Here is an 18,752-nt window from a genome sequence, read left to right as displayed (position 1 = left end):
CTGCCTGTGCTGCGGCTTCTGCAGCTGCCTGTGCTGCGGCTTCTGCAGCTGCCTGTGCGGCAGCGCGGTCAGCTAATACCTGATCGATGGTCCCATTGGCGTAATACTCCATGTCGCGGACCTGCTCTCCGGTCAAACCTTGACTGTTATCGGTTCCAATCAAAGCCGCATTGCTGCCTTCATTGCCGAAAGCGCCGGAAACGCCCTCGGCGTTGTAATACACATCGGAATTAACGTTTACTCTATACCCCTGCCCGATTAAACCACCGACGCCTCTGAATCCCGTGGATGGTGCAGTTGAGGCAACTTTCCCGCTCGACCATGAGTTACTGATGGTGGCGCTTGGCGTCTTGCTAAAAGCGCCGCCAAGAGAACCAACTAAACCGCCTACGGTTCGGTAGCCCGTGACATTCCCTGTAGCATAAGAACCGCTGATAGTGAGCATGTATCCATCTCTACCGCGGCTAGTCGCTGAGCCGATCAAACCGCCTATAGCGTTTGAGTTGGGCGCGTAAACATCGCCGGTGGCATAGGAATTCGTGATTGTGCCGGCTTTGGTGTTCAACCGGCCTATCAGCCCGCCGGCATAACCAAAGCCGCCGTAATTATCAGTGAGCACAACGTCACCGGTGGCAAAGGAGCCATCCACCGTTAACATCCCGGTACTAACACCTAAATCCGCGAAGCCTATCAAACCGCCGGCACCATCCCCCAGCGCATCCTTCTGCGGATAGTTGGCGGTCACGTTCCCTGTCGCATAGCTGTTTTTGACGGTAATAGGAAACTCGGTGGAGCCACCCGCCTTCATTTGGCCGATAAGCCCTCCAAGCATCTTTCCGCCCGTGACATCGCCCGTTGCAAAAGAATCCTGGACAGGAATGGAAACTGCAGGTTCTATCCGCATACTACCGACCAAGCCGCCCAAACTCGTTGACGGATCAGTACTATCGACGCTGCCCATGGCATAGGCGTTGGCTATACTCGAATTCGCCATCCAACCGACCAAGCCGCCACCGCTGTCAGGTGCGAATCCGTACTTTTCACCCAACAGCGTGATATTCCCGGTCGCGTGGACGTTTTTGAGCTCGGCACTAAACGCTCTGCCTATCAAACCGCCGGAATTTCCCCCCGCATAGTCGGTATTCCCACTAACGACATCGGCGGTCGAATAGGCATTGGACATTGTCCCCATGAACACTCCAACGAGACCCGCTACCCCAGTGGTTCCCTTGATGCTGCCGGTGCTATAGGCGTTATAGATGTTGCCTGGGAAGTAGGGAGTTTCCGGATCATCGTCGTCTCCGACATTGGCGGCCAGAATGCCGCCGCCTCCTTGCGCCGAGCCTGTGACGGAAATGTCGGCGTTGACGACGCCGATGTCGCGGAGCGTGGTGGCGTTCTCCGCCCAACCGATCAACCCCAGGCGCCAGAGGCCAAACGGATTATCGGCTGGGGGTTCCGACACACGGAGGGTCAGATTGCTGACGGTATGCCCCAGGCCGGTCAGCACGCCCGAAAACCGATCGACCACCGTTGGGGCGCCGATATGGGCGTTGCTCCAGCTTGCCGCATCAAGGTTTTTGGCTAACGCGTAATGGCCGTCAATGCCGCTGATCGCCCCCAGATCGTCCATGCTGCGGATCAGCGTGTAATCCTGGTCGTTGAGCATCAAGCTGCTGTCGCTGCCGGACAGCGTCACGCTACCGTATTTCCCGCCGCTGGTATCCTGCTTCGCCACCGGTTTGCCGTCGGCATCCAGCACCGTTCCGCTAAAACTCGCCGGGGTCAGGATGTTGTAATCCCCGCCGTAATTCATCGCCAGCGCCGCATTGTCGCCGCTCAACGTGATGCCGGCATTGACATTGATGTCGTTCCCGGCGGCGAGCGTGAGGCCGGCGGCATCGCCTCTGGCGTTGATCGTTGCATTGACGTTCACGTCGTCGGTGGCCTTTAGGGTGAGCTTGGTGTTGCTGCTCCAGCTCACGGCGTCGTTGACGTTGAGGTCGCCGTCGGAACCGCTGCCCTGGGTCGATTCGATGGTGATGTTCGCCAAATTATTGGCAAGAAAACTGGAAAGCTGGGTGGCGCTGATGTCGCCGCCGCTGTTGGCGATGGTGTAACCGTCGGGATCGATCAGCCACTGTCCGGTCGCGCCGGTTCCGGAGCGGGTGGTGACGTTTGCGCTCTCGGCGATCTTCACCTTGTCGCCGCTGGTTTCTATGAAGCCGCCGTCGCCGCCGGCCGGTGCCGAAGCGTCCAGCGTGCCGGCGATGTTCGCGGTGCCGCCGTAGGCATGGGCGACGATCTCGCCCTTGAGGTCGTCCAGGGTTTGCGCCTCCACCAGCCCGCTGTTGTTCACCTGGCTGCCGAGCAGGTCGTCGGCCGCGCGGGCGGTGAGAAATACCTTGCCGCCGTCGGCGTAGATCGCCGCCTTGTTTTCCACCAGCGCATCGAGCGCGCCCTGGTCGATGCTCACGCTCAGCAGCGAGTCGCCATTGAAGTTGAGCGTGATCCGCTCGCCGGCGCCCAGCGCCGCCGTGCCGCGGGTGGCGACGACCACGCCCTGGTTCAACGCCTCCCTGCCCAGCAGCGCCACATAGCCGCCGTCGGCCGCGCTGAGGGTGCCCATGTTGATCACCGATCCGCTGCCGCCGCTGCCCTGGAAGACATAGCGGCCGGCTTCGAAGTCTTCGTTGCTGATGTCCAGCGTGCTCGCCACCAGCCCGCCGGCATTGACGCTGCTGCCCCGGGTGAACAGTACACCGTTGGAATTGACCAGGAAGACCTGTCCGTTGGCCTTGAGCGCCCCTTCGATCACGCTCCTTTCATTGCCCACCACGCGGTTGAGGGTGATCGACGACGGGTTCGGCTGCTGGAAGTTGACTGTTTCGCCCTGGCCCACCGAGAAGCCCTGCCAGTTGATCGCTGCCTTTTGCGTGTGCTGGGTGATGTTGGTCGCCGCCCCTGACTGGCCGATCGCCGCGCTGCCGTTGACAACCACGCCGCCCGTGGGGGCGGCAAGCAGCGGCATGGGACCCAGAGCCAGCGCCGTCGAAACGGCAAGGGCGAGTTTGTTGCGCGAAAACGGTTCGCGTCCGTGCTGTATTTTTATCATTCGTTATAACCTCATATATATAACGAATGTAATTAGCAACATGCATGCCAGGCAAATGCGTCATGGCTACAATCGATGGCACGCCACCCGGAGCCCCGTCTATACCCACTTATTCTTGCGAGAACCGATAAACTTGCGTCTCTCCGCATCGCCTCCTTTTTTCCGACGTCAGAGAGACACACCTGCTTTGTGCGATTGTCACAAATAAGACAAATTCATCCTGACATTGTCGGTAAGTTAACAAAAAAGGGATATAACGGCTTGGCTTCGAGAAACGCATGCCAATACCGTAAAGATACGCTGGCCTCTTTTTGGATGGCTGCCAGGAATATAGCCCTGCACTCTAAATTGCAACAAGGATTCGATTCATCGATAACCGCGAGTTATCAAGCCATATCTGCAAACGATTAGACGCCCGTCACCGGTAAAGCGGACAATATTGTCATCTGGCCAGGATAAACTCCGGTCCCGATCAATCAAAGATCAGGACCGATCTTCAAAATTCAACTCATGATGGAGATGGAAAAATGGCTAAAATTATTTGTGTTCTTTACGATGATCCGATCGACGGTTATCCGACTTCCTACGCACGGGATGACTGCCCGCAGCCGGAGCGTTACCCGGACGGGCAAACCCTGCCGACGCCCAAGGCCATTGACTTCACGCCCGGCGCCCTGCTTGGCAGCGTGTCCGGCGAACTGGGCCTGCGCAAGTATCTGGAATCAAACGGCCACCAATTTATCGTCACCTCCAGCAAGGATGGCGCCGACAGCGTCCTGGACCGCGAACTGCATGATGCCGACATCGTGATTTCGCAGCCCTTCTGGCCGGCTTACATGACGGCCGAACGCATCGCCAAGGCGAAAAATCTCAAGATGATCGTGACGGCCGGCATCGGCTCTGACCATACTGACCTGCAGGCGGCGATGGAGCGCGGCATTACCGTCGCCGAAGTCACCTACTGCAACAGCAACAGCGTTGCCGAGCATGTGGTGATGGCGACGCTCGCGCTGGTGCGCAACTATATTCCGTCCTACAACTGGGTGATCAAAGGCGGCTGGAATATCGCCGACTGCGTGGCGCGCTCCTACGACCTGGAAGCGATGCAAGTCGGTACTGTGGCTGCCGGCCGTATCGGCCTACGCGTACTGCGCCTGCTCAAACCTTTCGGTGTGAAATTGCATTATATGGATCGCCATCGCCTGCCGGAATCGGTCGAGCAGGAACTCGATCTGACCTATCACACCAGCCTGGACAGCCTGACCAAGGTGTGCGATGTCGTGACATTGAACTGCCCGCTGCATCCTGAAACCGAGCACATGATCAACGAGCAGACGCTGAAGAATTTCAAACGCGGCGCTTACCTGATCAATACGGCGCGCGGCAAACTGTGCGATCGCGACGCCATCGTCCGCGCCCTGGAAAGCGGTCAATTGGCGGGCTATGCCGGCGATGTCTGGTTCCCTCAGCCGGCGCCGAACGACCATCCGTGGCGCACCATGCCGCATCACGGCATGACGCCTCACATTTCAGGCACCAGCCTGTCGGCGCAGACGCGCTATGCGGCCGGCACCCGCGAGATTCTGGAGTGCTACTTCGAGGGCCGGCCCATCCGCGACGAGTATCTGGTGGTTCAAGGCGGCCAGCTGGCGGGCGTCGGCGCGCATTCCTACAGCAAAGGCGATGCCACCGGCGGTTCGGAAGAAGCGGCTAAATTCAAGAAGAAGGGATAACCGTCGCTTGACCTGAAAGCGGGATGCGGCAGTCAATGCCTGCATCCCTTTAACCAACTTGGGGAAGGGCTTAACCTGTGGCGCTCAGAAATAGAACAAGAAATAGCGGCAAAGCCCTTCCGCCAAGCCTCCTACATGAAGTTGGCCCGAATTGAGCCTGGCCTTTGCTTCTGTTGCTGCCCGGTGTCAACTTGCCCGATTCCCGCTCAATTTTGTCAGCGGGTTAATGAAGGAAGCTCTCATGAATCGCTATCTATCCGTACCGCTCATACGCACTTTTTCACAAACCAGGAGAATCCAATGAACAGAATCAACGTTACCGAGAAAATCATTGCCGCCAAAGTCAGCCGAGGGCTGAAATGGGCTGACGTCGCGGCAAAGGTCGGCCTGAGCAAGGAATGGGTCACGGCCGCCTGCCTCGGCCAGATGACGCTCACGAAAGATCAGGCCGCTGTGGTGGGAGAATTGTTCGGTCTGACCGAGGAAGAAAGGCAATGGCTGACGGTTGTGCCTTACAAAGGTTCATTGCCCACCGCCATTCCGGCCGATCCGCTGATATATCGCTTCCACGAATTGATCAACGTGTATGGGACGACCTTCAAGGAATTGATCCACGAAGAGTTCGGCGACGGCATCATGAGCGCCATCGATTTCAAAATGGATCTGACCCGCGAACCCGACCCGAATGGCGACCGCGTCAAGATCACGATGTCAGGAAAATTCCTGCCTTATAAAACCTACTGAAGCGCCCTCCTCCCTGGAAATCAAACCGCCGCCCTTCTGCCTTTCGGCCGAAAGAGTGTATCCGCTTGCATCCCGATGTCGATTTCTATGCTCCTTGTAGGCATTGCTTCCACAGGGGCTAGTAAATGTTTGCAACCCAACATTATTTACTTTCCGGCTCAACAACAATAACCGGTATAACTCAATGACATGTGTCACCTCAATAACCGGCACATTATTTGCTTGAAAATTATTGTCGCTATATACTTACATATATAACGAATTGAGCTAGAGCGATGCTTATTTTTGGGGGCTTCAAAGTAAGCGTTGCGATATAGATTTCGTACTTACAATAATAATTATCAGGTTTGACCATGCAAAAAAAACATACTACCGGCATGACTACCGCCGGCCATACACTCAGTTTGATTATCGCCGCCGGCACTTACATGGGGAGCGGCACTCCTGTTCAGGCGGCGGAAGAAAAGAAAAGCTACACGCAGCCGCCTTTTGCCCCGTTTTCCAGCCAGATGCGCGATGCGCTGAACGGTTTCGGCAAATACGAGAAGCCGGTCTGGAATCTGCACGATGCCCTGAATCTGCCGGATTGGCTGTCGTTATCGCTGGAACAGCGCACCCGCTATGAAACCCTGGACGGCAGTTTTAAAGCCAACAGCCAAGGCGGCGACCAGCAAATCCCGATGCAGATCGACCTGTCGCTGGAAGCACGCTTCGGCCACTGGCGGGTTGGCGGCGAATTCCTGGATGCACGGCAATTCGGCGCGGATGAAGGCTCCGGACTCAACAATACCCATGTCGATGAAGCCGATTTTATCCAGGGCTATCTGGCCTGGGCCGATCAAAACGTCGCTTACAGCGGCCTGGGCGCGGAAGTCATCGCCGGACGACAGACCTTGAATTTCGGCAGCCGCCGCCTAATTGCCAGAAATAATATGCGCAACACCATCAACACTTTCGACGGTTTGCGAATGCGCCTTCTCGACTACGGCAACTGGCAATTCAATGCCTTTGTCACGATGCCGGTCGGCCGTTATCCGAATAATTCGGCTCAGCTTCTCGACCATTTCCACAGTTTCGACGAACCGGAATACCAAACCTGGTTCTCCGGCGGTTTTCTGGAAGTCTACGATCTGCCCTGGAAAACCAATGCCGAGCTATACCTGTATCACCTGGACGAAGGCGACCGCAAACGCAATCCCACCAACAATCGCCGCTATTTCACGCCCGGCATGCGTGTTTACCGCAAACCCGCCAAAGAGCAGTTCGATTTCGAACTGGAAGCCATCGGCCAGATCGGCACGGTGCGCTCCAGTAAAAAAGCCTCCGACGGCAAGGACTTGCAGCACCGGGCCTGGTATCAGAGCTTCAATGTCGGCTATACCTTCGATCTACCCTGGTCTCCGCGCCTGTCGCTCGAATACGACTATGCCAGCGGCGATCGCGATCCGAACGACGGCAAGGATGAACGTTTCGACACCCTGTTCGGCGCGCGCCGTTTTCAGTACGGGCCTACCGGCATCTACGGCACGTTTGCCCGCAGCAACATCAACACGCCGGGCTACCGGATCGGCATTAAGCCGCGTTCGGACGTGCAAGCTTTCTTAGCTCACCGGTTTTTTTGGCTGGCCGAGGATAAAGACGCCTGGACCGCCGCCAACTTGCGGGACACAACCGGCAATACCGGCAATTTTGTCGGCCATCAATTGGAGTTAGCCGCGCGCTGGGATATCAACAGCAGCCTGAATCTGGAAACCGGCTGGGCGCATCTGTTCAAAGGCGAATTCGCCAAAAATGCCCCGTCGGCGCCGGATGCCAAGGATCTTGATTATTTCTATGTGCAGAGTTTGTTCCGGTTTTAGTATCATGTCGCCCACGCGGCGCTTTGTTTAAGGCCGGCATTTGCCGGCAGGCGGAAGGAATACCTCCGCTTCAATAGCTTTTTTATTTTGGAGATAAGCCATGTCATTTAATTCTTTAAAGAGCGCCCTGCTGATTTTGTGTCTGTTTTCTCTCAATGTGATTGCGCATGCCGAAACCACGCTGGTCGCAGTCGCAGCCAACTTCAGCCAGCCGATGACCGAGATCGCCGAGGCGTTTGAGAAAGCCACCGGCCACAGCGCCAAGCTGTCGTTCGGCTCCTCGGGCAAATTTGTCGCTCAATTCGAGAGCGGCGCGCCGTTTGAAGTGTTTCTGTCGGCCGACAACGAAAAGCCGCTCAAGCTGGAGCAAGCCGGCTTGGCTGTGCCTGGCAGCCGCTTCACTTATGCCGTCGGCAAATTGGTTTTATGGTCGGCCACGCCAGGTCTGGTCGACGATCAGGGGCAGATTCTCGACAAAGGCGGTTTCAAGCATCTGGCCCTGGCCGATCCCAAACTGGCCCCTTACGGCGCGGCGGCGATCGAGTTGATGAAAAACAAGGGCGTACTGGAAAAACTCCAGCCCTTGCTTGTGCAGGGTGAAAACATTGCCCAAGCCTATCAGTTCGTCAGTACCGGCAACGCCGAACTCGGTTTGGTGGCACTGTCGCAAGTCATTAAAGATGGCAAAATTGCCAGCGGTTCAGGCTGGATTGTGCCCGGCAACCTGCACAGCCCTATTTTGCAGGATGCGGTACTGCTGAAAACCGGCGCCGAAAACCCGGCCGCGCCGGCGCTGCTGAAATTTCTGAAATCGCCGGAAGCGTTGGCAATCATCCGCAAATACGGCTACGGCATTGCCGGGTAACAAGATGATGCTGGACGCGGCCGATATCAGCGCCCTGTGGCTGACCTTCCAGGTCGCGAGCCTTTCCACACTGCTGATGCTGATGCTGGGAACGCCGCTGGCCTGGTGGCTGACCCGCACGACGTCGCGCTGGAAAGGCGTCTGCAATGCCCTGGTCGCTTTGCCGCTGGTATTGCCGCCGAGCGTGCTGGGCTTTTATCTGCTGGTGCTGATGGGGCCGCACGGTCCCATCGGCCAACTGACGACCCAATTGGGTCTGGGCACCTTGCCGTTCACTTTCGGCGGTCTGGTCGTGGCGTCGGTCCTGTATTCGCTGCCGTTCGTCGTGCAGCCCTTGCAGGCCGCCTTTGCCGCCATCGGCGATCGGCCACTGGAAGCGGCGGCCACGCTGCGCGCCGGTCCGCTGGATACTTTTTTCAATGTCGTGGTGCCTCTGGCCCGGCCCGGCTTTCTGACCGCCACGATCCTGGGCTTTGCGCATACGGTCGGCGAATTCGGCGTGGTACTGATGGTCGGCGGCAATATTCCCGACAAGACGCGGGTCGTGTCGGTGCAGATCTACAATCATGTCGAAGCGCTGGAATACGGTCAGGCGCACTGGCTGGCCGGCGGCCTGCTGGCGTTTTCGTTCTCGGTATTGCTGTTGATGTACAGCGTGTTGAAAACCCACCCTGTCGCCCATCAACTCAAATGACCCAGACTATCAACGCCCGCTTTCTTCTCGATTACGGCGAATTCAAATTCGACGTCGATCTGCGTCTGCCCGGTTCGGGCGTCACAGTGCTGTTCGGCCCGTCCGGCTCCGGCAAGACCACTTTGCTGCGCTGCATTGCCGGCCTGCAACGGGCGCCTCAAGGTTTTCTGAAAATCAACGGCAAGATCTGGCAGGACAGCGAGCGCGGCGTGTTCGTGCCGACCCATAAACGGTCTCTGGGCTATGTGTTTCAGGAGGCTAGCCTGTTTCCGCATCTGACCGTCGCAGGCAACTTGCAGTTTGGCCGGAAACGTATCGGTAAAACATCGGACGCGGTCGATCTGCAACAGGTGATCGAGTTGCTGGGCATCGACCATTTATTGGCCAGAATGCCGGAAGGGCTATCCGGCGGCGAGCGGCAGCGCGTCGCCATCGCCCGCGCGCTGGCCTTGAGTCCCGAGGTGCTGCTGATGGACGAGCCGCTGGCGGCGCTGGATTCCCAGCGCAAACAGGAAATCCTGCCGTTTCTGATCCGCCTGCATAAGGAACTCAACATTCCGGTGCTTTATGTCACGCATTCCCAGCAGGAAGTCGCGCAATTGGCCGACACTCTGGTGATTATGACCGAAGGCCGGGCGCTGGCTTCGGGGCCGCTGGCGGAAACGCTGAGCCGTCTTGATGTGCCGCTGGCGCATGACCGGGAGGCGGCCACGGTCTGGCCTGTTACCGTCGTCGAACATGAAACCGATTACCATCTGACTTATGTTGCTTTTGCCGGCGGCACGCTGAGTCTGCCGTCCATCGATGCCGATGTCGGCGCCCAACTGCGCGTGCAAATTTATGCCCGGGATGTTAGTATCTGCCTTGAGGCGCCAACCGCCACCAGCATTCTCAATGTCCTTCTCGCCACCATCACAGGCCTGGCCAATAGTCACGACGGCCAAACCGTGGTGCGCTTGCGAATCGGCACTCAGGCATTGCTGGCGCACATCACCCGCAAATCGGCAATGTTGCTGGATTTGCAGGTCGGCATGGGGGTTTATGTGCAGATCAAGGGCACCTCGATCTTGAATTAATCAATATTAAACAGGGGGTTTTATCATGAAAGCAAGTGCACGCAATCAATTCAAAGGCACTGTCAAGGAAGTCATCATCGGCGCGGTCAATGCCGAAGTGCATGTCGGTCTGAACGGGGGCGCTACGATTGTCGCCTCGATCACCAAAGAATCAGCGGAAAACCTGGCCATCAAAACCGGCACGGAAGTCATCGCGCTGGTCAAGGCCCCGCAAATCATCATTGTCACCGATTTCGGCGGCTACCGGCTTTCCGCCCGCAATCAACTGTCCGGAACGATCACTCAAGTCAAGCCGGGCGCGGTCAATACCGAAGTCGACATCGAATTAGCCGGCGGCGAACAAATTGCCGCCACCGTCACTAACGAAAGCGCTGAAACGCTGGGCTTGCGCAAAGGCCAGCCTGCAACCGTCGTATTCAAAGCCGGCGCAGTGATCCTGGGCGTTGCAAGTTAAGCGTTACTGATCTTTTCCGGGGATCGAACATCAGAACAGGCAGTTTCCCTTGCCTTTCTCTGTTCGCTCCCCGGCTTTACGTGAATTACCGGAAATAAACATTGTCTTAAGGCAATGCTTACGATAGCGGCTATGTGTAATTTTCCGGAGGTTTGCTATGAACAAAACCATTTTATTGCTGACTTTATCGCTATGGGCCGCGACGGCTTCAGCCTGGGACGCCCGCTCATTCGTAAAGCCCACGCAGGATGAGCTGAAAAAACGGCTGACGCCGCTGCAGTTTGACGTGACGCAGCATGAAGACACGGAGCGCGCGTTCGACAACGAATACTGGGATAACAAGCAGCCCGGCATTTATGTTGATGTGGTTTCCGGCGAACCTTTGTTCAGCTCGCTGGACAAATACGACTCAGGCACAGGCTGGCCGAGTTTTACCAGGCCGATCGGCATGGACAGCATCACGACCAAAGTAGATCATGGTTTTTTCACGACGCGCACCGAAATCCGCAGCCGCCTGGCCGACTCTCATCTGGGCCATGTCTTCGATGACGGCCCCAAAGAGGCGGGCGGCAAACGCTACTGCATGAATTCAGCCGCGTTGCGCTTCATTCCGGCCGACAAGCTCAAGGAAAGCGGCTATGGGGAGTTTGCGCCATTATTTGAAAAAGAATCAAGGTAGCAATGCAACAATCAAAACTTGGTTGTCGTTAATAGAAAAAGTATGGAAGATATACGAAAATTTTTATAGTCTACATCAGGCATCTCGATAAATGGCCCTCATCTGTGTAATCTTTGATTTGGACGGCACGCTCGTGGATAGTGAGAGGCTTTGCAATCAAGCGTTTCTTGATCTGCTTCCGCAGTTGACCGATACCGTGGAGTCATTGATCCAACGATATCGCGGCAAAAAGCTGGCCCAAATTTTTTCTGATCTTGAGCGCCATCTTTGCCAGAATTTACCGGATAACTTTGAACAGCATTACCGTCAGCGTGTTACGGAACTCTTCTCTAGCGAGCTGAAACCCATGCCCGGCGTTATTGAAATGCTCGAAACCACGAATTTTCCCAAGTGCATTGCCTCAAGCGGACCGCCTTTGAAAATCCGTCAGGCGCTCGAAATTAGCGGTCTCGCGCCTTACTTTGGCAATAATATCTTCAGTTCGTATGAAGTTGGCTCTTGGAAGCCAGATCCGGGCTTATTCCAATACGCAGCGAATGCGATGGGCTTTTTACCCAGCCAATGTGTGGTTATAGAAGATAGCGAAGTTGGAATTGAGGCAGCCGCAGCGGCAGGAATGAACGCATTCCAGTATGTATGTAATGGTGAAACCCCGTTAAGCCAAGCCGGAGATGCAGAGTCATTTGACGATATGCTGAAGCTTCCTCAATTGCTCGCCCAACTTGCCCATAGTACTCGCCCCATCGTTCCATTAGAGCGCCGTTAAAACATATCCTCCGTCACATAGACATCGTTGCCTGAAACGGCAACGCCGATGCCTTGCCGGTCAATCAGAGGCGACAGGATATTTTTCCGGTGCGACGTGCTATCCATCCAACTCTGCACTGTCGTTTGTGCGATCTGCTCCAGGCTGTACCAGATATATTCCTGGTCAACGGTGATGCCGTCCTGGATCGTCTTCAATATTGTGCTGTAAAGGCTGTTCTGGAAAATATTTTCCGATAAACCGGTTCTCAATGTGTTGGGGCCGATCTGTTTTTGCCTGTTCCAACCCTGGCGTTTACCGCGCTCGGCCGGACCTTCACCCAGCGGATTGATGTGGCTGAAAAAATTATTCCTCGCCATATCCAGGCTGTGATTACGCGCTATAAACGTCAGATTTTCATCCTGAACCAATGGAGCCAGGCCGTATTTCTGCCGCTCGCGATTGACCTGCAGGTGAATCTGATATTCCAGTTGAACCGGATTTATTCGGGACGCAGTAATGGCGTCAGCTTTTGCCGGGCCGTAAAAAACCATCAGCCATAACAATGGCATTAGCAAGATTTTGTTCATTTTGGGATAGTAAAAAACAGATTTATCAGTTAGAGATTGAGGCAGGAAGATAAGTTGCCTTGTCGGGGCGCAAATTATAGTCAATCGCTACTTTAAAAATACTTAAACCTGTCAACATGCATTGTCTTATTCATTTGATATGCAGGCTCTAACACCAGGATACAAAAGCCATCGCTGCTGTCTTAACAGTGCCTTACCGGTATTTGCTGCCCAGTCAGATCCGGACAGCGATACACTTTCTTGCATGAACTTTTCTTACTATGGCGGAAACGATTTATGTTAAAGACAGGCATTATCAAAAAACCTCATGACCAGCGAACAGGATCTGAATGCCCTGAAGACGATGCTCGCAGGAGAATGCCGTGAGCGCTGTCAGCGCTGTATCGGGCCAGGTCAATTTCATTCGGATTGACGATTCGACCGTGGCTATACAGTTGACCGGCAACTGGGACCATGGCGCGACAATCAAGCAAGCCGAACAGGTGCTCGCGGATTTGGATGCCTCTAAAAATCCAAGCCATGTTTTACTACAGGCGCATGAGCTTGGAAGCTGGGACAGCCGACTGCCGGCTTACCTCCTCAGGATCATCGATTATTGTCAGAGCCATGATATTGAATTCGATGCCTCCGGATTGCCTGAAGGCGTACAGGCGCTGCTCAAACTGGCGCGCGCGGTGCCCGAGCGGGCCGGGGCGCGCCGCACGGCGCAAAAAAAATCCGCGTTGGGCCAAATTGGCAAAACGGTCCTGAAAGGCCTTAAAGATGCAAAGGGGCTGATTGCCTTTATCGGCGAGACCGTGCTGGCTACCCTAACGCTGGTCCGGGGCAAGGCGCGCTTTCGTACTGTTGATATGTTCTTGTGCATACAGGACGCCGGTCCCGCGGCCCTGCCGATCGTAACGCTGATCAGCTTGCTGGTGGGCCTGATTCTGGCTTTCGTCGGCGCCGTGCAGCTGGCCATGTTCGGTGCCCAGATCTATATCGCCGATCTGGTCGGCCTGGGCACAGTGCGCGAGATGGGCGCGCTGATGACGGCCGTGATCATGTCCGGGCGCACCGGCGCCGCCTATGCCGCGCAGCTCGGTACCATGAACGTCAACAGCGAGATCGACGCCCTCAAAACTATGGGCATATCGCCGATGGAATTCCTGGTGCTGCCGCGCATGCTGGCGTTGATCCTGATGATGCCGCTGCTGTGCCTGTATGCCGACCTGATGGGCATTTTGGGCGGGGCGATGGTCACGGTCAGCGCGTTCGATGTATCCTTGATCCAGTACTACAACGAAACCCAAAAGGCCGTGGATCTGAACGATTTCAGCATCGGGCTGTTCAAAAGCCTGGTATTTGCAACCTTGATCGCAACGGCCGGATGCATGCGCGGCATGCAGTGCGGACGCAGCGCTTCGGCTGTCGGCGATGCCGCAACGGCGGCCGTGGTGAACAGCATCGTCTACATCGTGGTGGCCGATTCGGTGATTACGCTGATCTGCGATCGGCTCGGGATTTGACCGGATAAGCCATGAATGCACCGCACATCACGGTAAAGGATCTGACCATGGCTTACGGCGATTTCGTGATCCAGCGGGATTTGAATTTCACGATTGACCATGGCGATATCTTCATCATCATGGGCGGCAGCGGCTGCGGTAAAAGCACCCTGCTCAGGCATTTGATCGGCCTGCAGCGGCCAGCCAAAGGCGATGTGTTCTACGAACAGCAAGATTTCTGGCATGCCAGCGACGAAGAACGCACTCACATCATGCGCCGCATCGGAGTTTTATACCAGAGCGGCGCCTTGTTCAGCTCCCTGACGCTGGCTGAAAATATCGCTTTGCCGCTAGGCGAGTTCAGCGGCATGGGAAGCCGTGAAATCGCCGACATTGTGTCCTACAAGCTTGCCTTGGTCGGTCTGGCGGGGTTCGAGGATTATTACCCGTCCGAGATCAGCGGCGGCATGCAAAAACGCGCCGGTCTGGCCCGGGCCATGGCGCTCGATCCCGAGATACTGTTCTTTGATGAACCGTCGGCCGGACTCGACCCGGTCAGCGCCAAACTGCTGGATGACCTGATCGTCAGCCTGCGCGACACGCTGGGAGCGACCATTGTCGTCGTCACCCACGAGCTGGCGAGCATCTTTGCCATCGGCACTAACTCGGTTTTTCTCGATCCCGATACCAAGACCATGCGGGCGACCGGTTCGCCCAAAAAGCTGCTGGCTGAATCGAACGATGCCAAAATCATTCAATTTCTGACCCGCGGCGAAAGCAATGCCGATAAGCCGGCTCAGAAAGGAGAAATCTTACCATGAGTAAACCTGTCAGTCCTGTTGCTATTGGCGGTTTCACGGTCGGCGCTTTGGCGCTTTTGCTGGTCGCAGTCTTCATATTCGGCGGCGGGCGGTTTTTACAGACCGACAAAGTCCACTTCGTCATTTTCTTTGATTCCTCACTCAATGGGCTGGATATAGGCGCCCCGGTAAAAATGCAGGGCGTCAAAATCGGCCAGGTCACAGAGATCACTCTACAAATTGATCCGAAAGCCACCAAGATATATAAGCCGGTAGTGATAGAGATCGACCGTAATACTTTAACCAGCAAAGAAGGTAAGGCTTTTCCCAAGGCAATGACGCGTGAAGAGCGGGAGGAGAACCGGGACAGACTCGTCGCCGCGGGCTTCCGTGCCCGTCTCGAGATGCAAAGCTTATTGACGGGTCTGCTTTTCATAGATTTCGATGTGCATCGGGATAAGCCGCCTGTGTTTACCGGCCTTGAATATCATGGATTGCTGGAACTGCCCGCCATTCCGACAACCGTGGACGAAATCCGCAATACGGCCTCGGAAGTGGCAAAAAAACTAAACGAATTACCTCTGGAAGACATAGTTCAGGATTTATCGGCCAGCTTGCGCGAAATCAAAGACTTTATCGCTTCCAAAGACGTCAAGAAATCTACTGCCGCCCTGGCCGCTACCCTAGAGGGAATGGAGCAAACGATAAAAACGCTCAATCATAATCTGGAACCGCTGCTGGCCAATACGAACAAAACCATGGTCAGCACCAACACATTGATCAAAGACCTCAAGCCTATCGTCGCCAACACCGACAAGACCTTGAGCACCGCAACCGCCGCCCTTGATAGAGCACGGGATTCGATGGCGAAACTGGGCGGCGCCGTCGGGCCTGAATCGGAATTGACCGAAACCCTGGAAGCGCTCAAAGATGCCGCACGCTCCATGGAAAATCTGACTGACTATCTGGAGCGCCATCCGGAAGCGGTGCTTACCGGAAAAGATAACTAGAGGATGTGGATTATGCATATAAACCGGCTCGTTTTTCTTCCGTTATTGTCTGTTATATTTATATCCCTGACGGCCTGCATAGGCGGTACATCGCCTCCGCCGCAATTCTATATGCTGGAGCCGATCAGTAGCCTCAAACAACCAGCCGGAGCCGCCAAAAAGCCCATTATTATCCTGACATCTATTCGTATTCCGCACTATGTGGACAGGCCTCAGATCGTGACAGCCACAGGCCAGAACGCTTATCAATTGAGTGAACTCAATCGCTGGGCCGAGGCGCTGGATCACAATATCAGACGCGTGCTGGCCCAAAACCTCGCGCTTCTGGTGCCTGCCGAGGTGGAATTCTCCAGCAATCCGAATACGGCTGAACGAGGAAAGTTCCGGGTATCGGTCAATATTCTCGAATTTCATGTGGACCCGCAAAAACAGGCAGGTTTGAAGGCGCAATGGCAGATAACGCGCAATGATGGAATGGTATTGAATCAGCAGGAGTCTTACCGTGTTCCTGCTTCGACCACTGACTACTCAGTTATGGTGAAAGCGCTCAACGAATGCCTCGATCGTCTAAGCCGCGATTTAGCCGATGAACTGCAGGACTTGGCCGTTTAAATTTCTCTCATTCCCACGCTTCACGTCAATGCCGTTAAATTAAACCGCTCGTCGTGGTGAGCTTGTCGAACCATGAATGGCTTAACGACTTGTTTCGCTCACCCTTCGGCAAGATCAGGGCGAACGAAACAAGTCTTAACTTAATGGCAGTGATGCTCCGCGTTGGCATGTATCCCGCACCGCTCCAGCGGTGCTCAAGGTTGCAGAGCTAAGGCCGATGCCGGCTTTCTCCCAGAGTCACGCCGCCGGCTATAAGATGAGCCGTCCGCAGCGGTTCGGGGATATGGCTGTTGACGGCAAGAAACCGTAGCGTCCGATCGGCATCGGCCAGGGTAAGCCCAATCCGTTGCACAAAAACCTGCCGAACCGGCTCCACCGGCCCTGCCCGTTCGATCAGCCGCCATTTTCGCTGGCCACCGGGCACATGATTCAGCAGGGTTTGCCTGATCGTCTGTATATCGGGACGCCTGCGCATGACCACCAGCACCGGCAGACCGAGCGCCTCGTGCAACAGCGGCAGATCGACCACGTTGAAACCGGCAAAGGCGATGCCCTGCAGCATTACCAACTGCAAATGGCCGGCGAAACGTGAGCCGCTGATCAACTTGATGATGGTCTGCGTAGCGTTAGCCCCGTCACGCCTGACTTTGCCGCTCAGCACCGCATCCAGGCGCAGACCGGCGTAAACCGCGCCCACCAGCAGAACATCGCCTTTGTGCGTGCGCGGGAACGGGGCGTCGTCGAAGCCTATGACATGCGAAAGGGATTTAGTCATAATTAAAATTTTTTAATTTTTTAACACAGGCTTATTAACCACAGAGGACACAGAGGTCAGGCAAGCCATTTCTCTGTGCTCTCTAAAGCTCGCTGGCTGGGTTAGCGCTTTGTAGAAACCCGGCACGAGCGGCTTCGAAGCTGGGTTTATCAACCCAATCTACGCACTGAATTTCCGGATCAATCGCCTTCCAGTTCACGCTCAATCTGTTCAATACTAGGCAGCTGATTTTCCAGGTCGGCGGGTAGTGCCTGGGCCAACTGGTATTCCGCCACGCCGATCGGCTTGTTGTTGTCGCGCAAGGCGTATTCCGCGACCAGCTTGTTGCGGGTCTTGCATAACAGCAAACCGATGCTTGGGGCGTCCTGTTCGCTTTTGATCCGGGCGTCTACCGCACTTAAATAAAAACTCAATTGTCCTGCATGCTCCGGCTTGAAATCGCCGGTTTTGAGCTCCACGACCACATAGCAGCGCAATTTCAGATGGTAGAACAATAAATCCAGATAAAACTCATCGCCGCCCACGTTCAGCTCGACCTGTCTGCCGACATAGGCAAAGCCGGCGCCCAGCTCCAGCAGGAACTGGGTGATATGCTGCGTCAGCGCCTGTTCTATGTCGCGTTCGCGCGCTTCTGCGCCTATGCTCAAAAAATCGAAGATATAAGGGTCTTTCAGCGTTGCCTGAGCCAGTTCGGATTGCGGGTCGGGCAGATTCCGGCTGAAATTGCTGACCGCCTGGCCCTCGCGCTGCATCAGGCCGCTTTCAATCTGATGCACCAGCACACTGCGCGACCAACCATGCGCTATGGTTTTACGGGCATACCACAGGCGCTGCTCCGGCGTTTTCAGCTTGGTCAGCAACACCAGATTATGTCCCCAGGGAATTTGTCCAACAGCCTGTTGGACAATTGCATCATTGTCATTAAAGTCCGGCCAGGCTTCCGCAAAAGCGCGCATGTACAATAAATTTGAACGGGACAGCCCTTTCAGATCCGGAAAAGCCTGTTTTAAATCTCTGGATAATTGTTCGATCACCTTGCTGCCCCAGCCCTGCTCGGCCTGGCGCTGTAAAATGTCGGTACCGAGCTGCCAGTACAGCCGGATCATCTCCTGGTTGACGGCTAAAGCGGCGCGTTGCTGGGCCGAGGCAATCTGTCTCTTCAGCCCTGCCAGCCATTGGGGATAGTTATCGGGAAGCTTGTTGCTGTTCATGTTCGGGTGGACCATAGAGGGCATGGAATTGCACAGGACATTGTTCTTTTAGCCTTTGCGGATTCTGTGTTTTTTGTTGGCTGTTTGGATACATGGTTGGAGTTTGGGATTTATTCTTTATTCAGATGCTCAACTAAAGTCCGAAAAAGCATTTAATAATCATTTTTTTATCTGTCGATCAGCTATGGCATATTGCATGCAGCGATTCATTGGAGCTACCTGCTAATGATCAATTCGGCACGCCTGTCTTGCAGACTTCGCGCAGCCATCGCGATGTTTTTGAGTCAAATTGGACTTGATGCA

General features: G+C 55.3%; 17 protein-coding genes. 13 read left to right on the top strand and 4 right to left on the bottom strand.

Features of this window, described 5'->3' with window-relative positions; genetic code table 11:
* The coding region (locus IT781_RS18445) for a filamentous hemagglutinin N-terminal domain-containing protein (RefSeq protein WP_194971648.1) at nt 1-3,115 on the bottom strand (3,115 nt) is incomplete at its 3' end.
* Nucleotides 3,116-3,642: 527 nt separating this feature from the next.
* On the opposite strand from IT781_RS18445, the gene IT781_RS18440 reads away from it, so the two are divergent.
* The 9 genes from IT781_RS18440 (at nt 3,643) to IT781_RS18400 (ending at nt 11,985) form a co-directional block, all read left to right on the top strand.
* Nucleotides 3,643-4,848, top strand: coding sequence for an NAD-dependent formate dehydrogenase (locus IT781_RS18440; RefSeq protein WP_194971647.1), 1,206 nt, complete (start codon nt 3,643-3,645; stop codon nt 4,846-4,848).
* Between the two features lie 300 nt (nt 4,849-5,148).
* Nucleotides 5,149-5,592 carry a cyanase gene (gene cynS / locus IT781_RS18435; RefSeq protein WP_194971646.1) on the top strand — a complete coding sequence of 148 codons (444 nt, stop codon included), beginning with the start codon at nt 5,149-5,151 and terminating at the stop codon, nt 5,590-5,592.
* Between the two features lie 353 nt (nt 5,593-5,945).
* A complete protein-coding gene (locus IT781_RS18430; protein ID WP_194971645.1) occupies nt 5,946-7,451 on the top strand; it encodes an alginate export family protein in 1,506 nt (501 codons plus the stop codon).
* 100 nt (nt 7,452-7,551) lie between these two features.
* The gene (gene modA / locus IT781_RS18425) at nt 7,552-8,316 is read left to right on the top strand and encodes a molybdate ABC transporter substrate-binding protein (RefSeq protein WP_194971644.1); all 765 of its coding nucleotides are present in this window, start codon (nt 7,552-7,554) and stop codon (nt 8,314-8,316) included.
* Between the two features lie 7 nt (nt 8,317-8,323).
* Nucleotides 8,324-9,010, top strand: coding sequence for a molybdate ABC transporter permease subunit (gene modB, locus IT781_RS18420; protein ID WP_228779263.1), 687 nt, complete (start codon nt 8,324-8,326; stop codon nt 9,008-9,010).
* Complete coding sequence (gene modC, locus IT781_RS18415; protein WP_194971642.1) at nt 9,007-10,086, top strand: molybdenum ABC transporter ATP-binding protein; 1,080 nt, start codon at nt 9,007-9,009, stop codon at nt 10,084-10,086. The genes modB and modC overlap by 4 nt, the downstream gene beginning before the upstream one ends.
* Before the next feature lie 25 nt (nt 10,087-10,111).
* A complete protein-coding gene (locus tag IT781_RS18410; RefSeq protein WP_194971641.1) occupies nt 10,112-10,540 on the top strand; it encodes a molybdopterin-binding protein in 429 nt (142 codons plus the stop codon).
* Nucleotides 10,541-10,697: 157 nt separating this feature from the next.
* On the top strand, nt 10,698-11,219 hold the full coding sequence (gene msrB, locus IT781_RS18405; RefSeq protein ID WP_194971640.1) for a peptide-methionine (R)-S-oxide reductase MsrB: 522 nt from the start codon (nt 10,698-10,700) through the stop codon (nt 11,217-11,219).
* A 91-nt stretch (nt 11,220-11,310) separates the two neighbouring features.
* Nucleotides 11,311-11,985, top strand: coding sequence for an HAD-IA family hydrolase (locus tag IT781_RS18400; RefSeq protein ID WP_194971639.1), 675 nt, complete (start codon nt 11,311-11,313; stop codon nt 11,983-11,985).
* Here IT781_RS18400 and IT781_RS18395 read toward each other — a convergent pair.
* Nucleotides 11,982-12,554: a CAP domain-containing protein gene (locus IT781_RS18395; protein ID WP_194971638.1), complete on the bottom strand. Its 573-nt coding sequence runs from the start codon at nt 12,552-12,554 to the stop codon at nt 11,982-11,984. The genes IT781_RS18400 and IT781_RS18395 overlap by 4 nt on opposite strands.
* Before the next feature lie 362 nt (nt 12,555-12,916).
* Here IT781_RS18395 and IT781_RS18390 point away from each other — a divergent pair, with 362 nt between their 5' ends.
* Genes IT781_RS18390 through IT781_RS18375 form a run of 4 tightly spaced genes read left to right on the top strand, consistent with a single transcriptional unit; the run spans nt 12,917 to nt 16,463 of the window.
* Nucleotides 12,917-14,062: an ABC transporter permease gene (locus IT781_RS18390; RefSeq protein ID WP_194971637.1), complete on the top strand. Its 1,146-nt coding sequence runs from the start codon at nt 12,917-12,919 to the stop codon at nt 14,060-14,062.
* 11 nt (nt 14,063-14,073) lie between these two features.
* Nucleotides 14,074-14,862 carry an ABC transporter ATP-binding protein gene (locus tag IT781_RS18385; RefSeq protein WP_194971636.1) on the top strand — a complete coding sequence of 263 codons (789 nt, stop codon included), beginning with the start codon at nt 14,074-14,076 and terminating at the stop codon, nt 14,860-14,862.
* Nucleotides 14,859-15,851, top strand: coding sequence for an MlaD family protein (locus IT781_RS18380; RefSeq protein ID WP_194971635.1), 993 nt, complete (start codon nt 14,859-14,861; stop codon nt 15,849-15,851). The genes IT781_RS18385 and IT781_RS18380 overlap by 4 nt, the downstream gene beginning before the upstream one ends.
* Nucleotides 15,852-15,863: 12 nt before the next feature.
* A complete protein-coding gene (locus IT781_RS18375; protein WP_194971634.1) occupies nt 15,864-16,463 on the top strand; it encodes a membrane integrity-associated transporter subunit PqiC in 600 nt (199 codons plus the stop codon).
* A gap of 208 nt (nt 16,464-16,671) precedes the next feature.
* Here the strand turns inward: IT781_RS18375 and IT781_RS18370 are convergent, their stop codons facing one another.
* Both IT781_RS18370 and IT781_RS18365 read right to left on the bottom strand, forming a co-directional pair.
* The gene (locus IT781_RS18370; protein WP_194971633.1) at nt 16,672-17,238 is read right to left on the bottom strand and encodes a DUF99 family protein; all 567 of its coding nucleotides are present in this window, start codon (nt 17,236-17,238) and stop codon (nt 16,672-16,674) included.
* Between the two features lie 179 nt (nt 17,239-17,417).
* Nucleotides 17,418-18,473, bottom strand: a complete 1,056-nt coding sequence (locus IT781_RS18365; protein WP_228779261.1) for a YhcG family protein — start codon at nt 18,471-18,473, stop codon at nt 17,418-17,420.
* Nucleotides 18,474-18,752: the final 279 nt, after the last annotated feature.

Source organism: Methylobacter sp. BlB1 (genome assembly GCF_015476545.1).
In the GTDB taxonomy this organism is placed as follows: Bacteria; Pseudomonadota; Gammaproteobacteria; order Methylococcales; family Methylomonadaceae; genus Methylobacter.
This window is presented reverse-complemented; position numbering and strand designations above follow the sequence as displayed.